Origin of the sequence: Lentilactobacillus dabitei, assembly GCF_019061365.1 — a bacterium.
GTDB lineage: Bacteria > Bacillota > Bacilli > Lactobacillales > Lactobacillaceae > Lentilactobacillus > Lentilactobacillus dabitei.
On record NZ_JAHPPD010000052.1, the window covers coordinates 1 to 21,275 of the forward strand.

The 21,275-nt window shown below is 43.7% G+C and carries 17 protein-coding genes; 8 read left to right on the forward strand and 9 right to left on the reverse strand.

The genetic code is table 11. The annotated features are described in order from the left end of the window. Positions 1–192: 192 nt before the first annotated feature. The 3 genes from KTE19_RS08790 to KTE19_RS08800 all read right to left on the reverse strand — a co-directional run bounded on the left by KTE19_RS08790 (position 193) and on the right by KTE19_RS08800 (position 2,756). Complete coding sequence (locus KTE19_RS08790) at positions 193–711, reverse strand: QueT transporter family protein (RefSeq protein WP_217163583.1); 519 nt, start codon at positions 709–711, stop codon at positions 193–195. A gap of 84 nt (positions 712–795) precedes the next feature. Then, entirely contained in the window at positions 796–2,106 is a 1,311-nt protein-coding gene (locus tag KTE19_RS08795) for an NCS2 family permease (protein ID WP_218043475.1), read from the reverse strand. A 137-nt stretch (positions 2,107–2,243) separates the two neighbouring features. Next, positions 2,244–2,756 (reverse strand): type 1 glutamine amidotransferase domain-containing protein, encoded by a 513-nt coding sequence (locus KTE19_RS08800; protein WP_054748222.1) that lies wholly within the window; start codon positions 2,754–2,756, stop codon positions 2,244–2,246. A gap of 105 nt (positions 2,757–2,861) precedes the next feature. Here KTE19_RS08800 and KTE19_RS08805 point away from each other — a divergent pair, with 105 nt between their 5' ends. Further along, a complete protein-coding gene (locus KTE19_RS08805; RefSeq protein ID WP_217342100.1) occupies positions 2,862–3,272 on the forward strand; it encodes a winged helix-turn-helix transcriptional regulator in 411 nt (136 codons plus the stop codon). 48 nt (positions 3,273–3,320) lie between these two features. On the opposite strand, the gene KTE19_RS08810 is transcribed toward KTE19_RS08805, so the two are convergent. After that, positions 3,321–4,265 (reverse strand): aldo/keto reductase, encoded by a 945-nt coding sequence (locus KTE19_RS08810; RefSeq protein ID WP_217342101.1) that lies wholly within the window; start codon positions 4,263–4,265, stop codon positions 3,321–3,323. Positions 4,266–4,364: 99 nt separating this feature from the next. Between KTE19_RS08810 and KTE19_RS08815 the strand changes: the two genes are divergently transcribed. The 3 genes from KTE19_RS08815 to KTE19_RS08825 all read left to right on the forward strand — a co-directional run bounded on the left by KTE19_RS08815 (position 4,365) and on the right by KTE19_RS08825 (position 5,514). Further along, a complete protein-coding gene (locus KTE19_RS08815) occupies positions 4,365–4,922 on the forward strand; it encodes an NAD(P)H-binding protein (protein ID WP_217163590.1) in 558 nt (185 codons plus the stop codon). 15 nt (positions 4,923–4,937) lie between these two features. After that, complete coding sequence (locus KTE19_RS08820; protein ID WP_217163592.1) at positions 4,938–5,297, forward strand: hypothetical protein; 360 nt, start codon at positions 4,938–4,940, stop codon at positions 5,295–5,297. 61 nt (positions 5,298–5,358) lie between these two features. Further along, the gene (locus KTE19_RS08825; protein WP_217163594.1) at positions 5,359–5,514 is read left to right on the forward strand and encodes a hypothetical protein; all 156 of its coding nucleotides are present in this window, start codon (positions 5,359–5,361) and stop codon (positions 5,512–5,514) included. Positions 5,515–5,598: 84 nt separating this feature from the next. On the opposite strand, the gene KTE19_RS08830 is transcribed toward KTE19_RS08825, so the two are convergent. From KTE19_RS08830 to KTE19_RS08840, 3 genes are all read right to left on the reverse strand, one after another. After that, positions 5,599–6,945: a glycoside-pentoside-hexuronide (GPH):cation symporter gene (locus KTE19_RS08830; protein WP_217342107.1), complete on the reverse strand. Its 1,347-nt coding sequence runs from the start codon at positions 6,943–6,945 to the stop codon at positions 5,599–5,601. A gap of 78 nt (positions 6,946–7,023) precedes the next feature. Beyond that, the gene (gtfA, locus tag KTE19_RS08835; RefSeq protein WP_217342102.1) at positions 7,024–8,499 is read right to left on the reverse strand and encodes a sucrose phosphorylase; all 1,476 of its coding nucleotides are present in this window, start codon (positions 8,497–8,499) and stop codon (positions 7,024–7,026) included. Beyond that, positions 8,496–10,160: an alpha-glucosidase gene (locus KTE19_RS08840; protein ID WP_217342108.1), complete on the reverse strand. Its 1,665-nt coding sequence runs from the start codon at positions 10,158–10,160 to the stop codon at positions 8,496–8,498. The genes gtfA and KTE19_RS08840 overlap by 4 nt, the downstream gene beginning before the upstream one ends. 146 nt (positions 10,161–10,306) lie before the next feature. On the opposite strand from KTE19_RS08840, the gene KTE19_RS08845 reads away from it, so the two are divergent. The 4 genes from KTE19_RS08845 (at position 10,307) to KTE19_RS08860 (ending at position 19,877) form a co-directional block, all read left to right on the forward strand. After that, positions 10,307–11,293 (forward strand): LacI family DNA-binding transcriptional regulator, encoded by a 987-nt coding sequence (locus tag KTE19_RS08845; protein WP_217342103.1) that lies wholly within the window; start codon positions 10,307–10,309, stop codon positions 11,291–11,293. Between the two features lie 630 nt (positions 11,294–11,923). Beyond that, positions 11,924–15,487 (forward strand): PD-(D/E)XK nuclease family protein, encoded by a 3,564-nt coding sequence (locus KTE19_RS08850; protein ID WP_217342104.1) that lies wholly within the window; start codon positions 11,924–11,926, stop codon positions 15,485–15,487. Continuing rightward, complete coding sequence (addA, locus tag KTE19_RS08855) at positions 15,487–19,230, forward strand: helicase-exonuclease AddAB subunit AddA (protein ID WP_217342105.1); 3,744 nt, start codon at positions 15,487–15,489, stop codon at positions 19,228–19,230. The genes KTE19_RS08850 and addA overlap by 1 nt, the downstream gene beginning before the upstream one ends. A gap of 95 nt (positions 19,231–19,325) precedes the next feature. After that, positions 19,326–19,877, forward strand: coding sequence for a L,D-transpeptidase (locus KTE19_RS08860; RefSeq protein ID WP_217164878.1), 552 nt, complete (start codon positions 19,326–19,328; stop codon positions 19,875–19,877). A gap of 287 nt (positions 19,878–20,164) precedes the next feature. Here the strand turns inward: KTE19_RS08860 and KTE19_RS08865 are convergent, their stop codons facing one another. Together KTE19_RS08865 and KTE19_RS08870 are read right to left on the reverse strand one after the other, a co-directional pair. Next, positions 20,165–20,356 (reverse strand): hypothetical protein, encoded by a 192-nt coding sequence (locus KTE19_RS08865; RefSeq protein WP_217164877.1) that lies wholly within the window; start codon positions 20,354–20,356, stop codon positions 20,165–20,167. Positions 20,357–20,398: 42 nt separating this feature from the next. Further along, complete coding sequence (locus KTE19_RS08870) at positions 20,399–20,932, reverse strand: GNAT family N-acetyltransferase (RefSeq protein WP_217342106.1); 534 nt, start codon at positions 20,930–20,932, stop codon at positions 20,399–20,401. Positions 20,933–21,275: the final 343 nt, after the last annotated feature.

Genomic DNA, 21,275 nt, shown 5'->3' on the forward strand with positions numbered 1-21,275 from the left:
CGTCCCCGTAAATGTCTCGGATGGAAAACGCCTTATGAAATATTCTTTAATGTCGTGTTGCACTTAATTTGACAATTCAAGGGATTAAAAAATTGGTAGATAAAAAGACACCACCAATCGAAAGAATCTGATTGATGGTGTCTTTTCAGTTAAGTAAAACTGGCATCTTCGATTAAAATTATGCTGTTATGCTTACTTTGCCAAGTCGTATCTCATATTGATTAGGTAAACAACCACGGCACCAATTGTCATGGTAACAAATTCACCAATTCCAGCGGTAAGGTAGGTACTCCAGAACGTTGGCCAGAATGCTGCGTGGCCGATAATGGCAATTTCAAATCCAATAATAAACATGTAGAATGTCCCGATCAGAACGGAAGCAACTAATTTCGCCACTAGTGACTTCATATGCTTGGTAACTAAATAGATCGTTACTAAATTGATCAGGGTTTCAAACGTACCAACCACCATGTCAATAGCGCCATTTGGTGACATGATATTGGTAATAAAGCACGCTAACGTGATTGCAACGATATAGCGTTTGTTAAATACAACCAGGTTGTTCAGTCCTTCAGAAAAGCGGAATTGAACGGGCCCGTAACTTACGGCTGCAAAGACCATCGTCAAAACGATGTAGAGTGCAGCAACAACGGCAGCCTTGGTTAAATCAAGAACACTGTCGATGCCGAGAACATTAGTCTTAGAATTCATAAATAAATTCCTTCCTTGTAAATTATTTAGTTGTCAAGACAACCTTTTAACCTTACCGCTTTTCGAATCGAAGGTCAAAAGGTTTTAGCGATTCAGGATCCAGAGGAAGAAGACAAAGACGACGGCTAATCCATACATCATTGCACTGACTTCTTTCCCACGCTTGGCAGCAATCATGGTGATTGGGTAGGTGATGAAGCCAAGGGCGATTCCATCGGCGATACTATAAGTGAATGGCATGCCGACTAACGTGATAAACGCAGGCGCAGCAATTTCAAACTGTTCCCAGTGGACGTTTTTAAGGGACTGAGCCATTAATACCCCAACAATAATCAGGGCAGGCGCCGTGACTTGGCTGGTAATGACGGTTAATAGCGGCGAGAAGAATGTCCCCAAGATAAAGAGGATTCCAACCACGATGGCGGTAAAACCGGTTCGGCCACCAACGGCAATCCCAGCTGACGATTCAACGAAGGCACCCATTGGGGATGTCCCCAGCAAAGATCCCGCTAACATGGTTGAAGAGTCGGCGATCAACGCGCGGCCAATTCGGGGGATCTTGTTGTTCTTGATGAAGCCAGCCTGCTCAGCCAAGCCGACCAAAGTACCAGCTGTATCAAAGAAGGTCACTAGCAAGAAAGTCAGCACGACGACAATCAGTTGAAGCGAGTTAATGTCGCCAATGTGGGTCAAGGCAACTCCAAATGTTGGTGCCAGGCTTGGCATTGCGGCTACCCATTGATGGGGCAGTGGAATCAGGCCAGTTACCATCCCCAAAATGGCGTTGAGTACCATGCCAATAAAAATGGCACCGGGAACGCGCATGCTCATGAGGATGATGGTCACAATCAACCCAAAAATGGTTAACCAGGTTGTGCCGACATGAAGTGAACCCAGACTAACCAAAGTGTCTTTATTAGCCTCAATCAAACCGCCATCGTTTAAACCAATAAACGCGATGAACAAACCAATCCCACCGCCAATTGCGGCCTTTAAATCTGCCGGGATCGAATCAATGATCTTTTCTCGTAATTTGAGCGCCGTTAAAATCATAAAAATAATTGACGCAACGAAGACGCCAGCCAATGCAGTTTGCCAAGAAACTTTCATACCGATGACAACGGAATAAGCAAAGAAGGCGTTGATCCCCAAACTGGCAGATATGGCAATCGGGTAGTTAGCGATGAACCCCATGAGAAAACAGCCAAATGCGGATGCTAGGGCCGTTGCAGTAAAGACGGCCCCCTTGTCCATACCACTAACTCCCAAGACATTCGGATTCACAAATAGAATATAAACCATTGAAACAAACGTGGTGATCCCAGCGATGGTTTCAGTTCGGAAATTTGTTTTCCGACCCTCAAAATCAAAAAAGTGGGCAATCGAATTTAACATCAATAATAGCTCCTCTATTGTTCGGATATAAATAAAAAAAGAACATATTTATACTATCATTATAGTATAATATGTTCAATCTGCGAATCAATTAGGATAAATAGATATAATTGTTTATATCGATCTTGAAATACTAATTAGTTATTCTTCAATACATCAAGCATGGCTGCGTTGAAGTCAACCAAGTCGTCGGGTGTTCGGCTAGTCACTAAGTTATTGTCGATAACAACCGACTGATCCTTCACACGCGCCCCTGCATAGTAAAGATCAGGTTGAACGGTGAGGTAGGCAGTCATCGTGCGACCCTTGGTGAGGCCTGTTTGGATGAACAGTTGAGGACCGTGGCAAATCGCGAAAGTTGGTTTGTCTGCAAGGAGAAATGCTTTGACAAAGTTGACAAATCTGTCGTCAGCCCGTAATTGATCAGGGGAAAAGCCTCCAGGGATCAGTAAGCCATCAAAGTCTGCCGGGGTAACATCAGCGATCGATTGATCTGCGGTGATATCGACACCGTGTTTGCCTTTGATTTTGTTGCCAGCCTTGTTTTCAATCACGGTCACTTCATGGCCGGCATTCTTTAAGGCGTCAACTGGGGAGGTATACTCGATATCTTCAACGTCATTGGTGACAATTACAGCAATTTTACTCATTAGTCTCTTCCTTTCTTGTTAAAGCATGGTATCTATTTTATACTGAGTATCAAATCGATACAATAACGCACTTGCAGGTGCGTGCCCATGTTCGGAGGAGAAAAAATGACTGACGTAATCAGAAAAGACGTGAAGGATCGATTAGAGGGCGGCGATTTTAGCTGTTCAAAAGAGTTCACCTTATCGATGTTTAGCGGTAAATGGAAAATTGTGGTCCTGTTTCATTTAGGAACTGACGGTGCTTATCGGTTTAACGAATTAATGCGGTTGATGCCAAAAGTGACGCACAAAGTACTGACCAATCAGCTGCGGGAAATGGCAGAGGACGGTCTGATTTCGCGGGAAGTCACCACTGATTCCCGGGTGAAAGTGACCTACCGGATAACGGATCTGGGCCGAACCCTGATGCCGATCATTAATCAGATGTACGAGTGGGGCGAAAAACGAATTAAGGAATTGCAGATCAACCCGCAATATAGTGTGAAGCCGGTGAGCAAAGTTCGAAGCCAAAACTAAGTGTTCTTTTAGATAGCTGTCTAGTTCTGATTTAATAATTCCTAACGTTTATAGTTTAAAAGCATTATCTATTTCATTAAATTCTTCATCAGTTAATGCAATATTCATTGCTTTAGCATTGCTTTGAACCTGCTGAGGTGTTTTTGCCCCCGGGATGACAACCGAGACATCTGGGTTCTTGATGTACCATGCCAAGACAACTTGGGCGATTGTGGCATCGTGGTTATCCGCAATTGGCTGCAAGCTTTTCACCGACTGGACGATGCCACTGAAGCGGCTGCCAGCAAAGTTTGGATCATTTTTTCTTAAATCACCGGCTGGGAAATCAACTGGTGAGCCATCATACTTACCTGTTAGTAAGCCCGATGCCAGCGGGAAGAATGGCACAAAGGAGATGCGTTCTTTCCGCAAGTATGGGAATAACTCTTTTTCCGGTTGGCGATGAATTAAGCTGTATTGGTCTTCCACAACATCTACTTGATGATTCTTGTTGGCCTCTTTGAGCTGGGCCAAAGAAAAGTTTGAAACGCCAATTGCCTTGATGAGGCCTTCTTGCTTGAGTTCATTCAAAGCAGCCACTGCTTCGTCCTTTGGCGTCTGGTCATCTGGAAAATGGATGTAGAAAATGTCGAGGTAGTCGGTCTGCAGGCACTTTAGGCTTGCCTTCACAAATCGTTTGAGGTCAGCCGGATCATTGCTAATTGTGGTGTTCCCATTTTTATCAACGAGCTGGGCACCTTTTGTGGCGATGGTGATTTTTGAGCGATCATATTCTTTGATCACCTGGCCAATGAGTTCTTCCGAACGTCCCAGACCATACGCGTAGGCCGTGTCGAGCATGGTAATGCCACTATTTAAAGCAGCTCGGACCGAGTTCATCCCATCTTCTTCACTAAGATCTGGAAACAGGTTATGACCACCAACAGCATTGGTACCAAATCCCAGTGGTATTGTTTCAACAGTTGATTTGCCAATCTTTACAGTTTGAGTCATGTGCCATCCTCCTTTGATTTCTGTTGACATATATGGTACATATTAATTATGAAACAACTGAACTAAATAATAAATCATTTAGATTAGGAAGTTACGCCTTTGAAAAAATTATTGATCTTAAATGAAAATAATCCCGTTGTTCCTCAATTTGAGAAGCTATTAGCTGCCGATCCCCAAATAAGCTATGAAGAATACCAAGGTAATCTTCAAGACGTGATGGGCTATGCCAAGCGTTTAAAGGACGTTGACTGGATTTTTTCAGCCGTTGGGCCTCTGGACGTTGATTTGGATTTTGGAGAATTATTCGATGCCATTGACGAAGTTCAGCCACCGCTGAGTCATTTTGTGATGCTCTCTTATGCCGGAGTTGATGATGAATTAAAAACTGTCCCCGTTTACGAGGGGGTTAAAGATTCCAAAGAATTTATAAAACAGCAAAGATATGCAATAAAAATTGTCGACGAGGCAGAAATTCCGTATTCTATAATTAGGATGACGAAGTTGACTGATCAAGCTGGATTAAATTATCAACTATTTAATGAAGGAACCACAATGCCATACGGAGAGGTGTCCAGTGGGGCGGTTGCGAAGCTTTCATTCGAGATGTTCGACAATAATGATTTCATTAATCGATCGGTCGGAATTATTAGCAAATAGAATTGGGGTGAGCATATGGCAATTAAATTGGATTCAGACCAAGTGAAGGTGTTGAAAGCACAGTTATCCGAGGCAAATAAAAATTCTCATTTTGTGATTATCGAGGCGTTTCAAAAGGATGAGCACACTGGCGTCCGCATGGTGACGGATTGGAATAACTATGTGAACATGAAGACGACCAACAAGGAAAATTTCCAGTTTAGAATCATTAGGGACATTCTGCCGATCACTGACAACCTGGTGTATTGGGCCGTGGCACAACAAAATTTGCATGCTGCCACCCAAAAGGGCCAACAAAATGAACAGGTGATCGATGATTTGGAATACTACACCAATAAGGTGATGGAAGAAAATAAAGTGAAGAGTAGCGGCTAACCTGAATGTTGCTTGGCGACACAGGTTTCCACGATGCAGCTTAGGACAGACGGAGGCTCACATGGATTCTAAAGAAGTTGCCCAATACGTCGATTTGGCGATGAAAAATTTGCATTTCATGAAAATGCAAAGAGAAAATGTGGTTTCTGAGGTTCAACGATTGCTGAATCATTTGTCAATTGAAGAAGTTCAGAACCAATTAAATGGACAAAAATAAATCCAAATGGGACTGGAAGTGATCATACCTCCTGAGTCTCATTTGGATTTATTTGTGTCAGTAACCACTATGATCAGCTACTTTTTACTCCTCTTTTAACCTTCTCGCCATCAAATCTGCTTCAATCTTCGGCTGCATTTTATCAAACTGATAGAAATACATCAGGATTAACCCAATGCCAAACCCAATCAGTGGCACCCAAATATAATTCATTTCAATTGCTTTCAAGGCTTGCGGTGTCTGCTGGTGGTTGGCTACATAGCCGTTCATACTCAATAGGAATCCGGTAACGGCACCACCAACGCCCATGCCGAAGTTGGAAGCAATTCCGGAGAATGAGGTCACCAAGCCTTCAACTCGAACGCCACTCTTCCATTCGCCATAGTCCACGGTGTCGGCTAGCATCACTGGTAGTAAGCCGGCGAAGAAGCCGTTTCCAAAGTAACCCAGAATCGTTGCAGCGGCCAGAATTGGGACACTCAAATAGTGAGCCCCAATCCCTAAGATTGCTTGACTAATCACGCAAAGCCCCAACCCAATTGACATTGTTCCTTTCTTGCCAAAGTGAGCGGTCAGAAATGGGGTGAAGACAATCACGACTAACGAAATAGCTTGCAGACCCAACATAACCGAGGCCAATCCCGCATCGTGCATGTTGTATTTAAAGAAATAGACCGTTACTTGAAGCTTGGTTTGCATGCCGATCCAGAAAAAGAAATACATCAGTGAGATGATCATCCAAGGCCAATTACCCTTTAAAGCCTTGATGGACTCTGATAATGGTAATTTGTGATCATTTTTGGGATGAACCCGTTCGCGGGTATTCTTGAAAGTGACCAGTAGCAGACAGCTGGTCAAGACGCCAATGATTACGGCAGTCAGGAAAAAGCCGAGCTGGTTGTTGCCACGACCCAAGAGGGCGACCATTGGCAGAACCATCACTGAAATCAAGGTTGCCCCAGTGGTTGCCAAAACTTGCCGGACAGTACTCAGTCGGACCCGTTCTTGGGGATTGCTGGTGAGGGATGGCAAAATCGAAGTGATTGGAATGTTGATTCCTAGATATAATACATCGATTGCAATGTAGGTGACGTATGCCCAAATCAATTTACCCATCGAATCCAATGGCACCGAAGAGAATGCCAGGATGAAAAAGATCCCATACGGAATTGAGAACCAGAGGAAGAATGGTCGGCTCTTACCCCATCTAGTGTGGGTGTGATCAATCAAAATTCCCCAAGCGGGGCCACAAACTGCATCAACGATTCTGGCAACGAAAAATAGCGTGCCAATTGCCCCGGCGGCGACGAGAAAAACGTCAGTGTAGTAATACATTAAGTAAGTCCCGACCATCCCATTGGCGATATTGCAGGCAAAGTCACTGACGCCATAACTAACTCGCTCTTTATTACTCAATTTTTCAAGATGCATATCAGGCTGGGTGTCGGTACCGAGCTCTGAAACAGATAAGTCATTTTCTAATTTCATGATTTGTCATCCTTCCATTCCCTAATCAGTTAGGTTGGCTGAATCGAGAACTTTTGTCCAAGATTCGGATTTATCTTTGGCTTCAACAGTGAATAATTTTGTTTCAAGGTCTGCAGTTAACCGGGCCGCCGTTTTGCCATCGGCTGAGCTGCGGACAATGATGATTTCTGATTTACTTGGCTGCTCAACTTGGATACTGCCATCGAGGTCAAATGCGGTGCTGGCATTGCGGAATCTCAATAATGCAAAAAGGTCCTTAACAACGGGACGCTGGGTTTCGTGGTCAATTTCAGCTAATGAATAGTAATGTCGATTGATGTTACGGCCTTCCTTGGTTTTCTCAAGTAAGTCCAAATCATTTTTGCCAGCCAACAAGCCTACGTAATAGATCTGCGGAATTCCTGGCGCGAAAATTTGAATTGCCCGGGCCATTAGATAAGCTGGATCGTTGTCACCAAGAGCCGAGTAATAAGTGGTGTTGATTTGGTAAACGTCCAGGTTGTGATAAGCCGTACTTGAGTAAACTTTTTTGACGTTGGCACCGACCTTGTACATTTCGGCTTTGGTGTAATCGAGTTCTTGATCACTCAAAATGTCTTTGGCATCGACGACTCCAATACCATCATGGGTGTCCAGAGTCGTAAATTGACGCATGGGGCTAGATTTCAGCCAAGCAGCTAAACGGGTGGCATCACCCGAGTAGAGGCTGTAAAGGGTCACGATTGGTAAGGCAAAATCGTAACTGAAGTAATTGTGATCAGTTAATTTACGGACAATGTGATAATTTTCGTGGATTTCCGGTAAGAGGGTGGCTCCTTGAGGTTGCGTGATCTTGTTGATGTTGTCCAGCAAGTTCCAAATTTCAGGTTCTACGAAAAAATCATTGGTATCTAATTTCTTAACCGCATAGGCAAAGGCGTCCAAGCGAATAATTGAAGCCCCATTTTTCATGAGAAACTCTAAGGTGGATTTGATGAAATTTTTGGTGGCTTGCTTGGTTACATCGAGATCGATTTGATCGTCACCAAATGTATTCCAAACTTTGCCGGTTTGGCCGTCCGCAAAGGTGATTTCTTGGACGGGTGCCTTGGGCTTACGCTTATAGATAAGGTCGATGTCCTTTTGAGTGGGGCGTCCAGCCGGCCAAAATTCATCCCAGTGAATAAAGAGGTCACGATATTTTGATTGGTCGTGATTCTGTAGGAAGTCTTGGAAATACTTGGAATGCTTGGAAATGTGGTTCACCATAAAATCAAACATCAGGTAATAATTCTTGGCAAGCGTTTGAATATCGTTCCAGTCCCCAAATTTGGGATCAACCTGTTGGTAATCAACGGGTGAAAAGCCCCGATCACCGGCAGATGGGAAAAATGGCAAAATGTGGACGCCACCGACCACCCCATCGAGTTGCGAACTGAGCACGTGTTGCAAGTCTTTAAGATTATCTCCAAGACTATCTGGATAGGTAATGAGCATTGCTTTATTTGTGAGTTTCATGAATTTTTCCTTTCATACATATAGAGGTTGGCTGCCCACGGCTTGAGGGCAATTGGCGAATCAAGGGCTGCAGCTTGATCGTTACTTAAAACCAAGCTGGTGAGTTTGAACTGATCAGGGACCTGGAATTCAGCCGGTTGATCGCTTAAATTAGTGACAACCAGATAACCGGAATGGTCTACTTCACGCGTGTAAACGTAAAGTTGATGGTCGTGAGTATCGATGAGGTGATATTGACCTGACAGCAATGTCTCATCCGTGAGGCGGAGATCAATCAGCTGCCGATAAAAATTCAAAGTGGATTGAGGCGATGGCTGTTGGTCGGCCACATTAATCTCTGGATAGTTCGAATTAACTTCGATCCATGGTTGGGTGTGACTGAAGCCGGCAAATTTGCTTGCTGACCACTGTATCGGTGTTCGGGCGTTGTCGCGGCTCTTTGCCCGTAAGCTGGTCATGATTTTGGCAACTGGCCAGTCGGCGGCCAATTTTTCTTGGTAGAAGTGCTTGCTATCGAGGTCACGGAATTGATCAATGTGATCAAATGAAACGTTGGTCATCCCAAGCTCTTGTCCCTGGTAGACAAAGGGGGTTCCCTTCATCAACAGGTACATCATGCCAAGTGCCTGGGCGCTTTTTTTGCGGTAATCAGTATCGTTGCCAAAGTAGGAGACGGCTCGGGGAAGATCATGATTTTCAAGGAATAGGGCGTTCCAGCCATTATCTGCCAATCCATTTTGCCAGCGGGTGAGAGCGGCTCTTAACTGAGCAACGTCTACTTGACCGACAGTGAATTTTTCCCAAAAGCTGACATGGTCAAATTGAAAAATCATGTTGAAATAACCATGTTGCTCATCGACCCATTGTCGGGCTCTTGACACTGACACGCCACCGGCCTCGCCGACAGTCATTAGGTGATCGCGTTTGAAGTCGTCACTTAATTCCTGAAGAAAATTGTCAATGCCGGCCACATCATTCATGGCCTCATCAGGTTGGTCAACGTCGGCGAAGGTTCGTAATTTTTTCAGGTGGGAGATCGCGTCCAGCCTAAACCCATCAACTCCATGGCTAGCCCACCAATCAATGATCTCACTGACAGCTTGATGAACCCGGGGATTTTCCCAGTTCAGGTCAGGTTGTTGTTTGGCAAATAGATGATAATAATACTCATCAGTTTGGGGATTGTATTCCCAGGCCGAGCCGCCGAATAAGGACTGCCAATTATTCGGCGCTTTGCCGGCTGCCGGCTTTTTCCAAATATAAAAGTCGTGGTAAGGATTGTTTCGAGACTTCTTGGCCTCTTCAAACCAGTGGTGCTGGTCGGACGTGTGGTTGATGACTAAGTCGAAGACTACTTTGATCCCTTCATCGTGAAACTTGGTAATCATTTCAAAAACGTCTGCTAATTTTCCGTATTGGGGATCAATCTGTTCGTAATTCGACACATCATAGCCATTATCAACGTTTGGTGATGCAAAGAATGGGGATAACCAGACGAAGTTGACACCCAACGACTTGATGTAGGGGGTCTTTTCAATAATTCCCTGAATGTCGCCGACACCATCTTGGTCGCTGTCATAAAAACTTTTCGGATAGATCTGATACCCAACGGCATTTTGCCACCATGGTGATTGGGATGAGGATTGATTCAAGCTAAACACCTCCAAATTAATGTAACCCTTTTCATGAATTCATCATACAGGTTTGGTTTTTCTGTGTCAATCGTTTGACATAAATTAACATAAAATGGATTTAAAAATAGCTTGTGGTATACTTGGTTAGAAATAAAACTTAAGGAGACAGGCATATGCAGCCGAAATTAGATGATGTGGCCAAATTGGCCGGTGTGTCAACTACGACAGTTTCCCGGGTGATCAATGACCGGGGATACTTATCGGAAACCACAAAAGAAAAGGTATATAAAGCCATGCGGCATTTGAACTATCAACCTAGTTCGGCTGCCCGGGCACTCCATGGAAAACAATTTAAACTAATTGGGTTGATTTTTGCCGGAATCACCAATCCAATTATTGCTGAAGTGGTCGAAAAGATAGAGGACCGTTTGTTTAACAAGGGTTATAAGGCAATTATCTGCAATAGTTTGGATAATCCGGATAAGGAGCGGCAATATTTGAGAATGCTGATGGCTAATCAAGTGGATGGCATTATCACGGGTTCTCATAATGAAGGGATTAAGGAATATGGGATGACCGAACTGCCGATTGTTTCTTATGACCGATACTTCAAGGATAAAATTCCAACCGTTCGAAGTGACAATTATGGTGGCGGTCAATTGGCAGCCAAGACACTGATTGACAAAGGGGCTAAGAAGTTGTTGCTTATATCCGGTAGTATCGATGTTCAGATGCCGAATAACGATCGAATTACAGGCTTCAACAAGGCCGTCGAGGCGCGGGGCCTCACCCCACAAACCGTTGAATTGCCATTCAATTCGACGCCTGCCATTAAACGGGCAACCATCCACCAATCACTGTTAATCGATCATCCCGATGCCGTTTTTTGTACCGATGATTTGACGGCAATTTTATGTATGCAGGAAGCTAAAAAGCTCGGTTTAAAAATACCAGCAGACATGCAAGTAATCGGTTTTGATGGTTCTACGAATGTTCAGGAGTACAATCCGGATTTAAGTACAATTGTCCAGCCTTTGGATGATATTGCTGATCTACTCGTGCGGCTGTTATTCAATAGTCTGAATGATGAGGGTGAAAATTTGTTGGATGAGTATACATTGCCGGTAAAATTGATTCAAAGGGCGTCGGTTCGAAAGTGAGCTGAGGGACTGGTTTCATTCAACTAGAGCGAACGCAAAAAAGCCGGGACATATATTAATTTCCAATCGATGATCATTCACTTAGATCGCCGTAGCTATTTGGATAAAAGCTGTGCCAAACGGCTGATCTCGGCCATTTAACAAAAAGAACCAACTATTCCTCATTTGGAATAGTTGGTTCTTTTTATTAAATTCTGGGATCAAATGGCCCTTCGTCCCAATTTTATCCCTATAAGGTTGAATAGTGAAGCTATCAAAATACTATGTACCGCCTGGGGGTGCCAGGCGTTATTAGGAGTAAGAACCTATCAGCGTTTGTTTGAACTTGAAAGATATATTGGGGGTAGATCGTAAATTCTTGCTTCCGATATTTAATCGTGGGTTACGCTGACGGGCTCTCTTAACAAGATCAATGCAAGCATAAAGCTTTCATTTAGGTCAAATAATTGGATGTAAACTACATCCAATATCAATAATAGCCTTTTTTTACCAATGTTCAATTATATTGATCTTTGGCTGATGGAAATTGAATAAAACAGTTTGTGGTGGCCCTTTTGACGGGAATGATGATCGCTTGCTTCCACCCGCAGGGACTATGTTATCATGAACATAATCTAGTGAGGTGATCCAATGACACTGCAATTTGTGTTAGGAAAAAACGGGTACGATCATCAAGAAAAAATGATGCATATTCTTAAAAATGATCGGCAACAACATGCCGGTGACAATTTCTTTTACCTAGTTCCTAATCATATTAAATTTGAATCTGAAGTTGAAATTCTTAAACAGTTGGCCGACCCAACCGCTGCCATTGCTGCCGAAAGTGACGTTCAAGTTTTGTCATTTACTCGGCTGGCCTGGTTCTTTTTGCGCAATTCGCCTAAATATCAGAAACAACGGATTAGCCAAGCCGGCATTAACATGATGCTGTATCAAATTATTTTGGATAATCAAAACAAACTGATTGTATTTTCTCAAGAAGTCCATCATCCCGGGTTTGTTAACCAAGTGGCTCATCAAATTGCTGAGATGCAAGCCGGTAACGTTTTACCGGAAGATCTGCTTGAACTCTATGAAAATGAAGATACAGTGATCAGCAATGACCTTCGGGATAAATTACACGATTTTTCAATTATTTATTCGGAATATGTGAAGCAGATTGATGATCAATACTTCGATAATCATAATATTTTGAATCTGCTGAGTGATCATTTAGAGCAGCTTGACCTCTCAGCTTATCACTTTTATATTTCGGATTTCTCCAAGTTCACCGCTCAAGAATCTCGCTTGGTGGAGACACTGATTAGTAAAGCTGCCAGCGTGACAGTTTCTTTGACGTTGGACCAGGCCTATCGAGATGAGCTGCCAGAAGAACCCGATTTATTTTATCAATCGGCTAAATTATTTTTGCGGCTTTACAAATATGCGGCCACTAAAAAAGTGCCCTATGTCGGGGCCGTGATGGCCGATCAGCCGCGGGTAACTCAAGATCTGCTGAAATTAGAGCGGTATTGGGAGCAGTCGAGTCGGATGGGGGCAAACACGCCCAGTCAGCTTGAATCTAAAAAGGCCATCCAAGTTTATCAGGCCGACAATTTATACTCGGAGCTCGACCAAGTGGCCACGATGATTCATGGGATGGTTGCGAATGGGCAGTATCGTTATTCTGACTTTTTGATTTTGACCCGCCATTTGGATGCCTACAACAACATTTTAGAGCCGGTCTTTTCGCTGCAGGCCATTCCCTACTTTAAAGATATTCAAAAGTCGATGGTCGACCATCCATTGGTGGAGCTGCTGGGATCATTGTTTGATATTGACGATCCAGCCCGTCATCGTAACTACCAATACGATGACGTGATGCGCTTTTTGAAATCCGAATTGGTGATCCCCCAAGTCGATGGGCGCCCAATGGCAATTGCTGACTATCGCGAAGCAGTTTCCCGCACCGAAAATTTGGTTCTCAAGAACAATTATCAGGGAAGTCGCTGGACTCAAGACGAAGACTGGCAATATGTATGGGTCGCTGACGATGATGAGGGCACGGTGATTACTGATAGGGACAAAGAAATTACCCAACAGATCAACGTGATTCGTCACTTGGTGAAAGACACGCTGCCAAAATTTTATCGACAACTAGCCAAAGCAAGGACGAATCGCGATGCTGCCAGTATCTTGTATCGTTTCTTGACTGAGGCTGGGGTGGTTGACCAATTACAAGCTTGGCGGGATGCAGCAGTTGATGATAATCACATTAATCGTTCCAATCAAATTGAGCAGGTTTGGCGGATGTTTTGCTCATTGCTGGACGAAAGCGTGGCAATCATTGGTGATAAGCCATTTGTTGCGGCAGATTTTTGGGCGTTGATTTATGCCGGATTTGAAGGGGCCGATTACTCTCAAATCCCGTCAACGTTGGATCAAGTGACCGTCTCCGAAAGTGGGATGGTTCAGATGAACAACCACAAAGTGACGTTCATAATTGGCGCCAACGATGATAATATGCCCGCGCGAACGGTGAATGAAAGTTTGTTTGGGGATGACGATGTTGCTCAGCTGCAACAAAATTTAAGCGACAATCAATATCTCAATGATTCCTCTGACGCGCAAATGGCCTTTGAACCCTATTTGAATTATTTAGCCTTTATGACCCCTTGTGAAAAGTTGATTTTTACTTATACGGGCCAGACCAATGATGAGACGAGTGTTCAGCTGTCACCGTATGTCCAACGAATTGCGACCCATTTTGGCTTGAAAGTGAATCATTACCCGGCAATTCCAACCAGTGATCAGCCAATCGATCTTTACGTTGGAACCAAGCGGGGAACATTACACCATTTGATTCAAGTGATTCAGGCCGCCTACAGGGCTGATCCGACTGCACCGACATTATCGTCGGCTTGGCGGTTTATTTTTAGCACCTTGGAAAACGATCCTGAGCTTAATCAGCTCACCAACCGTTTACTGGGAAGCATCGCCTACAAAAATGATCCCAAGCCATTGAAGCCTGACATTGTAACGGGCCTCTATGGAGATAAATTAGATGTGTCGATTTCGCAGTTGCAGTCATTCTATAAAAATCCCTATGAATATTTTCTAAAGTATGGACTCCGATTGCAGGAACGAGAAAAGTTTGAGTTATCGAGTGCCAGTACCGGGACCTTCTTCCATGAAGCGTTGGATCGAATCTTTAAGGAAGTTCATGAACAGCAGATTGATCTGACGACCCTAAGTGACCAGGATATTGAAGACCTGGTTGCCGAAAATGTTCAAAAGATGATTACGAATCCTGACAATTATCAGTACGTGATTTTGACGAGTTCCAACCGGATGAAATACCTGACTTCCCAGCTGCGGGCGACAATTCAGGAAATGATTCGGGTCATGCGTGATCAGCAAACTGCCACCCCAATGCGCCCACGAACGACTGAAAAAGTTTTCGGCCAACCAAGTGGTGACAATCTCAAAGGCCTTTCATTTGAGTTGCCTGATAACCGGCAAGTGAATGTTCGTGGCCGGATTGACCGAATTGATTCGATAACGGTTGGCGATAAACGATATTTTGGGATTGTTGACTATAAGTCTGGTAACAAATCTTTTGATTATACGGAAGCTTACACCGGAATTTCGATGCAGTTGTTGACCTATCTGGACGTTTTAAAGCACAATTTGTTGGAATTGAGCCCGGATGATCCGGACGCTTCACTAGCAGGGGCCCTTTATTTGCACATTATTAATTCCAAATTAAAAACCGTTGATATCCAAAAAACTGGATTTAAAGAAGCCCTATTGAATCAGCACAAATATCAGGGGATTTTAGTCTCTGATCCTGATTTGGTCAGTGGTTTGGAGCCTCAACTTGAGGTGGGGAGTTCTCAGGTTTATCCATATACATTAAAGAAAAATGGTGAGCCATCCAAGAAATCTGCGCTGATTTCCGCAGACACACTTGAGGCTTTTTTGACGCACACTGAACACTTGATTGTTGATGCAGCTAACAAGATTTTTGCCGGGGACATTAATTTATCACCGACTAAGTACGGCAGCCAGTCGGCCATGCAGTACACCAAATTTAAGCCGATTATGAACTTTGATCCATTATTAGGAAATCAAGATTCGCCCAATAATCGCTACCGAATCATTAACAAACTCAAGCCAAATGACATTATCAAAAAGCTGAAGGAGGAAAAGTAATGGATTACACGTCAGATCAAGAAAAAGCGATTAATGATCGCCCCGCAGGTAATCTCCTGGTTTCCGCCTCGGCTGGTTCTGGGAAGACCCGGGTGTTGGTGGATCGAATTATTAAAATGGTCAAAAATCACGAAGCCAACATCGACCAACTGCTGGTGGTTACTTTCACGAACGCGGCTGCTAAGGAAATGCGGCAGCGGCTTCAGCGATCATTGCGGGAAGAATTCAACGCAACGGATAGTCCACAAGAGAAAGCAGCCCTGTTGACTCAAATCCAGAAGGTCTCGGTAGCTGATATCACTACGATGGATGCCTACTGTCAGAAATTAGTTTCCAGATATTATTATATTTTAGGGATTGACCCGAACTTTAGAATCCTTTCTGATGATACGGAAAAAGAACTCCTGAAGGACCAAGCATGGCAAGGGGTCCGTGAAGATTTATATGGTAATGATCAGGACGGCTCCTTTGCCCGGTTAACCGAAAACTTTTCCAACGATCGCAGTGACGACGGCTTAACCAGCGTGGTTTATAAGATGGACGAATTTGCCAATGTCACCGATGATCCCGATGGTTGGCTGGAAAATTCGGCGCAATTTTATGACCTTCAAGGGAAAAGCCTGATCGAAAGTGATTTTTATCGAAAATTCATCAAACCACAGATTGATGATTTCTTCAGCCAGGTCGAAATGGATCATTTCTTAATGATTCAGTTGGCCCAGCAGGCTGAACTTTTCAAAGATGAGGAAGCCCTCGATAAGCAGTTGGATTCACTCAAGAATTTGAAGCAGCACATCGATAACTGTAGGTCGTGGGATGAGTTGCGGGATGCTGTCAATCAATTTACTTTTGATAAGTTTCCATCGGCAACGGGGCTTGAAGCTGATCAAAAAAAGGTTCATGCCCAAATTGTCAGCATTAATGGTAGCATCAAAAATAGTGGTGAACGATTCCAAAAATTTCAGGCACGCTACTTCCTATTGGACGAAACCGCTAACATTAAGATCATGCAGGCAGCCAAGGGCCGGATTGAAAAATTGGTAGCCGTTGTTCAACAATTTCGTCAGGCCTATCAGGAACTCAAAAATCAACGCCATTTAATGGAATTCATTGATATTGAGCACACTGCTTATGACATTTTGAATAACTCCAGCGACCCAGCAAAACTGGTCCAACGGAAGCTGCAGAATCAGTATTACGAAATCATGGTTGATGAGTATCAGGATAATAACCGGCTGCAGGACGCTATTTTAAATAAAATTGCCAAACCGGATCAGGGAAACCGGTTTATGGTTGGTGACTCCAAACAGTCAATTTATCGGTTTAGGTTGGCAGATCCCCAGATGTTTATTGATAAAGAGGAAAGCTATACGGATCAAGATAACGACAACGAATTGGTCTCCCTGGCGGAAAACTTTCGGTCTGCCCAAAATATTGATGATTTCACCAATCTGATTTTTGAACAAATTATGGATAAGCAGGTTGGCGAAATTAATTATTCTCAAGCCAAGCTGAAATTTGGAAATACTGAGGCCCTCAAAAGTTATCCCTCCAAGGTTTCTCTGCTGATTTACGAGAATAGCACTGGCACTGGGGATGGGGAAGTTGAGGACACCCAGATTGAAGATAGTGATACTGGCCAAGTTGAAATGATTGCCCAAAAAATTCGCGCTCTGTTGGATAATCATGAGCAAATTTATGATCACGATCATTTACGTGATCTCACGCCGGGTGACATTGCCATCATCTCACCAACCCACAATAGTGAGCTGACAATGGCCGATGTTTTCAAGCAATATCACATCGAAGCGGAGATTACTGGTGCTAAAAGTTATTTAAAAACAACCGAGATTCAAGTGATGATGTCCCTATTATCGGTTATTGACAATCCTTATCAGGATATTCCCCTGGTTGCTGTCTTGCGGTCACCGATCGTTGGCCTTGATGAAAATCAGCTGGCGTTTATTCGGATTAACCGGAAAACCGGTGATTATTATCAAGCGGTGCTGGATTTTTATCAGCAATACCCAACGGCGGCACCAACCGATTATGGCCAACGGGTTTATAGCAAAATCGCCACTTTTTTAAACCAGTTGACTCATTTTAAGGATGTTGCCCAACAAGACGGCCTTGTGGCTTTAATTTGGGATATTTATAATACGACCGGTTATTTAGATTATGTTGGCGGGATGCCGGGCGGCTACCAGCGCCAAACCAACTTACATGCCTTGTACGAGCGGGCCGCTGATTATGAAAAGAATGGCTTCAAAGGGCTGTTCAGGTTTGTCCTGTTCATTGAACGGATGCAGGATCACGACAAAGACCTAGCGACAGCCAATCCGGCGACCGCGGCTGACAAAGTTCAGGTAATGACCATTCACGGGAGTAAAGGTCTCCAGTTCCCGGTCGTTTTCTTAAACGATGTTGGCAAGAAGTTCAACGATCAGGATTTAAGAGGCAACTATATTTTGAATGATCATCTTGGAATCGGTATTTCTTATTTAAATAACGAAACCCGAGAGGTATCTGATCCACTGCAAAAAGAAGCCGTTAAGACAGTTACCAAAAATGCGTTTTTATCTGAAGAAATGCGTAAATTATATGTTGCGATGACCAGAGCTGAACAACGACTGTATTTAGTTGCCAAAGTTAAAGGATCTAAAGATCAACCATTTGATGAGAAAAAACAGATTTTAACCTGGCAATCAAAGACCACCACTGGGAGATTATTGTTGCCAACTGCTACTCGTAACAGTGCTCAGAATTATTTATCATGGATTGGTCCGGCAATTTCTCGGCATCCGTTGGTGTTAAACGAATTTGGTGATAGCCAATCCTTTGACGAACTGGCCGCTGATCAATCGAAGTTCGATATCCAGTTTTTCGACAATGCCAAGTTGACCAAAGCAATGAAGCAGGCAGATAAAGCCACACTGTCTCCTAACGACTGGATTGATCAATTGACTGTTTCCCAGTCTTTAGATCCTGAATCAGCCAAAATAGCAGGTTTGATGGATTACGAGTATCCTCATCAGGTTGCAACCCACACCACTGCCTATCAATCAGTTTCTGAGATTAAGCGGTTATTTGATGATCCGGATAATATTCAGTTGGGCAATCATTCGTTATTAGATGCTGATCAGGTCATTCGCCCAAGCCGTTATACGCAGTCGAGCCTAGCTGCCCCCACGTTTATTTCCGGTAACGGAAAGCAGCAGCCTTCGCCAACCGACGTGGGAACTGCGACCCACATGCTGCTTCAACAGATCAATCTTTCAACAACGCCGGACCAGAAATCTGTCACTCAGCTCCGTGATCGATTGGTTGAGCAAGGCATTATTCTCAAAAATGTCGCCGATAAGATTAACATTGATGGGGTTTTAAAATTCTATCAAACTTCTGTCGGGCAACGCGTTTTAAGCAACCCCGAGCAAACCCAGCGTGAATCCCCATTTTCATTACTGATGAAGGCCAGCGATGTCTTCAAAAACTTCAATGACGATGATCAACGCATCCTGATTCATGGGATTATTGATGGCTATTGTGTCACTGATGACGGCGTTTATTTGTTTGACTACAAGACTGATCGATTGACGCCCAAGGTGACCGTTCAAACAATCGTTGATCGATATCGCGGTCAGCTGGAGCTGTATGGAATGGCATTGGCAAAAATTCTTGGTCGCCCAATTACTGAAAAGTATTTGTATTTATTAGCGGACCAACAATTAATTAAAGTTAACTAATTTTACGGATTGCTAAAGGTTGAGCAAAAAAGGTCGTGCCAAAATCCTGTGGTGATATACTCGAGTAGATATTTCAGAGCAGGGGATTGGATACAATGAAGAAATTGTTGCAAATAATATTGGCGATAGCGTTGATGCTGACCGCAACAGGGTGTTCCAACACCACTCAAACGCGTCATAAAACGGGCGTGGTCGGTCAAACCCAAATCGTGAACTGGCGCCACTCGTCTGAATCTAGGCCGTACCCGACCATTACGCGGGCAAATGATCGCTATCTGCGGGTCTCAATCGGCAGACAGCGAGTTTATGTGATGAGTCCCAATAATCGGGTCTTGTACACAATGTATGCTTCGACCGGTCGGGATAACGCCACTCCTAAAGGAACTTTCCATGTTCAACAGGAACGCGGTAACTTCTTCTATAATCAACACTCTAAGGAAGGCGCTCGTTATTGGACATCATGGAAAGGCCATGGAATCTACCTTTTCCACACGGTGCCAACCAATGCTGACGGCCACTATATCAAGTCTGAAGCCAAGACATTGGGGAAGCAGGCCGATTCGCACGGCTGCATTAGGCTGTCGATCCCGGATGCCAAGTGGATTAATCGGACTGTGCCAGTAGGAACGAAGGTTGTTGTGCAGTGAGCGACGGGGATGAGTTGGGTGAACTCCCAATACATGAAGCAGTTTTAATCTTGATAACCAAGAAGTGCTGGTTTTAATGACAAACCAAAACCGGATCAGACCGGGATATATTAATTTCCAATTGATACTCATTTCCTTGGATCGCCACTGATACTTAGATTAAAGTCGTGCTCAAGCGGCTGATCCTCGAATTTTAAAAAAAACCAACTATTCCAAAATCAGGAATAATTGGTTCTTTTTTAAATTCGAGGATCAAAATGCCTTTCGTCCCAATCTTTAAAAAATCATTAGCTCAAGTTAAACAAATTCACTAAGATGATTCCCATCACTAAAACAACAGTGATGATGCCGATCGAAAACTTGGTGAAGAATCTGCCATTAATCTTATTTAAGAGGAAAAAGGTAATTCCCAGACAAATAATGCCGATCACATACATCACAATTAGTGCTGTTTTGACTGTTAAATCTGATTCTACCATTCCTATCACCCCATCGAAAACATTTTACCTCATTTTTGATGATTACCCAATAATGAGTTGATAGGCATATCGTGGAGTGGCTTCGTGACCCTTTTCGGTCATGTAAATCGTGCCGCGCTTGGTAAAACCGTTGGTGGTGATGACATGTTGCATGCCGAAGTTATCGGGATGGGTGTCAATTCGAATGTCCTTGTAACCAAGAACGCCGGAAATCGTGATCAACCCAGTGATCATTTTGTCTGAAAGGTGCTGACCACGGAAGTCTGCTGACATGGCAATTCTGTGGATAGCGGTGTAGCGGCCGTGGATGCCGTTAACCCACTCGCCGTCGTGAATATTGAGATAATTGACATCCAGCCCTTGATGCAGAGCAGCGGTTCCGGCAATTTTGCCGTCAATGATCAGGACATAGGTAATGCCGAATTTGACGTCGGTTTCTAAAGCCTCATCGTCTGGGTAGCCATTTTGCCATTGGTCGATACCTTGCTGTTTGAGGTACGCTTTTGCTTCTTTGATGATTTTTTTAATTGTTGGTAAGTCTTCATTGGTTGCTTTTCGTAAATATGTTGCTGGCATTGTGCTCACATCCTCGTTGGTATTTCTAACCGTAATAATTAGATTAAATTAACACGAAAGAGCATTATAGAGCAAAAATATGGGACATGCAACCGGAAATGTTCGTGAATTTTGGGCAATGAAAAAAGATGATCAGCCGCGGTGCGTGGGCGTTAGTCGGGAGAGTGTTTATAAATGCAATTGAACTTTGCGTTCTTATGTTGATAAAGCCTGCGCCAAACGGCTGATCTCGGTCATTTAAAAAAAGAACCAACTATTCCAGAATGAACTGAACCCCTTGAATTGGAGAAATCTAATTCAAGGGGTTTTATTATGTTTCCTTATGAAGTTAAAATGGCCGCTA

Excerpts from the sequence above, each read along its gene's own strand:
- KTE19_RS08790 (WP_217163583.1), bottom strand. The coding sequence starts at position 711 with ATGAATTCTAAGACTAATGTTCTCGGCATCGACAGTGTTCTTGATTTA.
- KTE19_RS08795 (WP_218043475.1), bottom strand. The coding sequence starts at position 2,106 with ATGTTAAATTCGATTGCCCACTTTTTTGATTTTGAGGGTCGGAAAACA.
- KTE19_RS08800 (WP_054748222.1), bottom strand. The coding sequence starts at position 2,756 with ATGAGTAAAATTGCTGTAATTGTCACCAATGACGTTGAAGATATCGAG.
- KTE19_RS08805 (WP_217342100.1), top strand. The coding sequence starts at position 2,862 with ATGACTGACGTAATCAGAAAAGACGTGAAGGATCGATTAGAGGGCGGC.
- KTE19_RS08810 (WP_217342101.1), bottom strand. The coding sequence starts at position 4,265 with ATGACTCAAACTGTAAAGATTGGCAAATCAACTGTTGAAACAATACCA.
- KTE19_RS08820 (WP_217163592.1), top strand. The coding sequence starts at position 4,938 with ATGGCAATTAAATTGGATTCAGACCAAGTGAAGGTGTTGAAAGCACAG.
- KTE19_RS08825 (WP_217163594.1), top strand. The coding sequence starts at position 5,359 with ATGGATTCTAAAGAAGTTGCCCAATACGTCGATTTGGCGATGAAAAAT.
- KTE19_RS08830 (WP_217342107.1), bottom strand. The coding sequence starts at position 6,945 with ATGCATCTTGAAAAATTGAGTAATAAAGAGCGAGTTAGTTATGGCGTC.
- gtfA (WP_217342102.1), bottom strand. The coding sequence starts at position 8,499 with ATGAAACTCACAAATAAAGCAATGCTCATTACCTATCCAGATAGTCTT.
- KTE19_RS08845 (WP_217342103.1), top strand. The coding sequence starts at position 10,307 with ATGCAGCCGAAATTAGATGATGTGGCCAAATTGGCCGGTGTGTCAACT.
- KTE19_RS08850 (WP_217342104.1), top strand. The coding sequence starts at position 11,924 with ATGACACTGCAATTTGTGTTAGGAAAAAACGGGTACGATCATCAAGAA.
- addA (WP_217342105.1), top strand. The coding sequence starts at position 15,487 with ATGGATTACACGTCAGATCAAGAAAAAGCGATTAATGATCGCCCCGCA.
- KTE19_RS08860 (WP_217164878.1), top strand. The coding sequence starts at position 19,326 with ATGAAGAAATTGTTGCAAATAATATTGGCGATAGCGTTGATGCTGACC.
- KTE19_RS08865 (WP_217164877.1), bottom strand. The coding sequence starts at position 20,356 with ATGGTAGAATCAGATTTAACAGTCAAAACAGCACTAATTGTGATGTAT.
- KTE19_RS08870 (WP_217342106.1), bottom strand. The coding sequence starts at position 20,932 with ATGCCAGCAACATATTTACGAAAAGCAACCAATGAAGACTTACCAACA.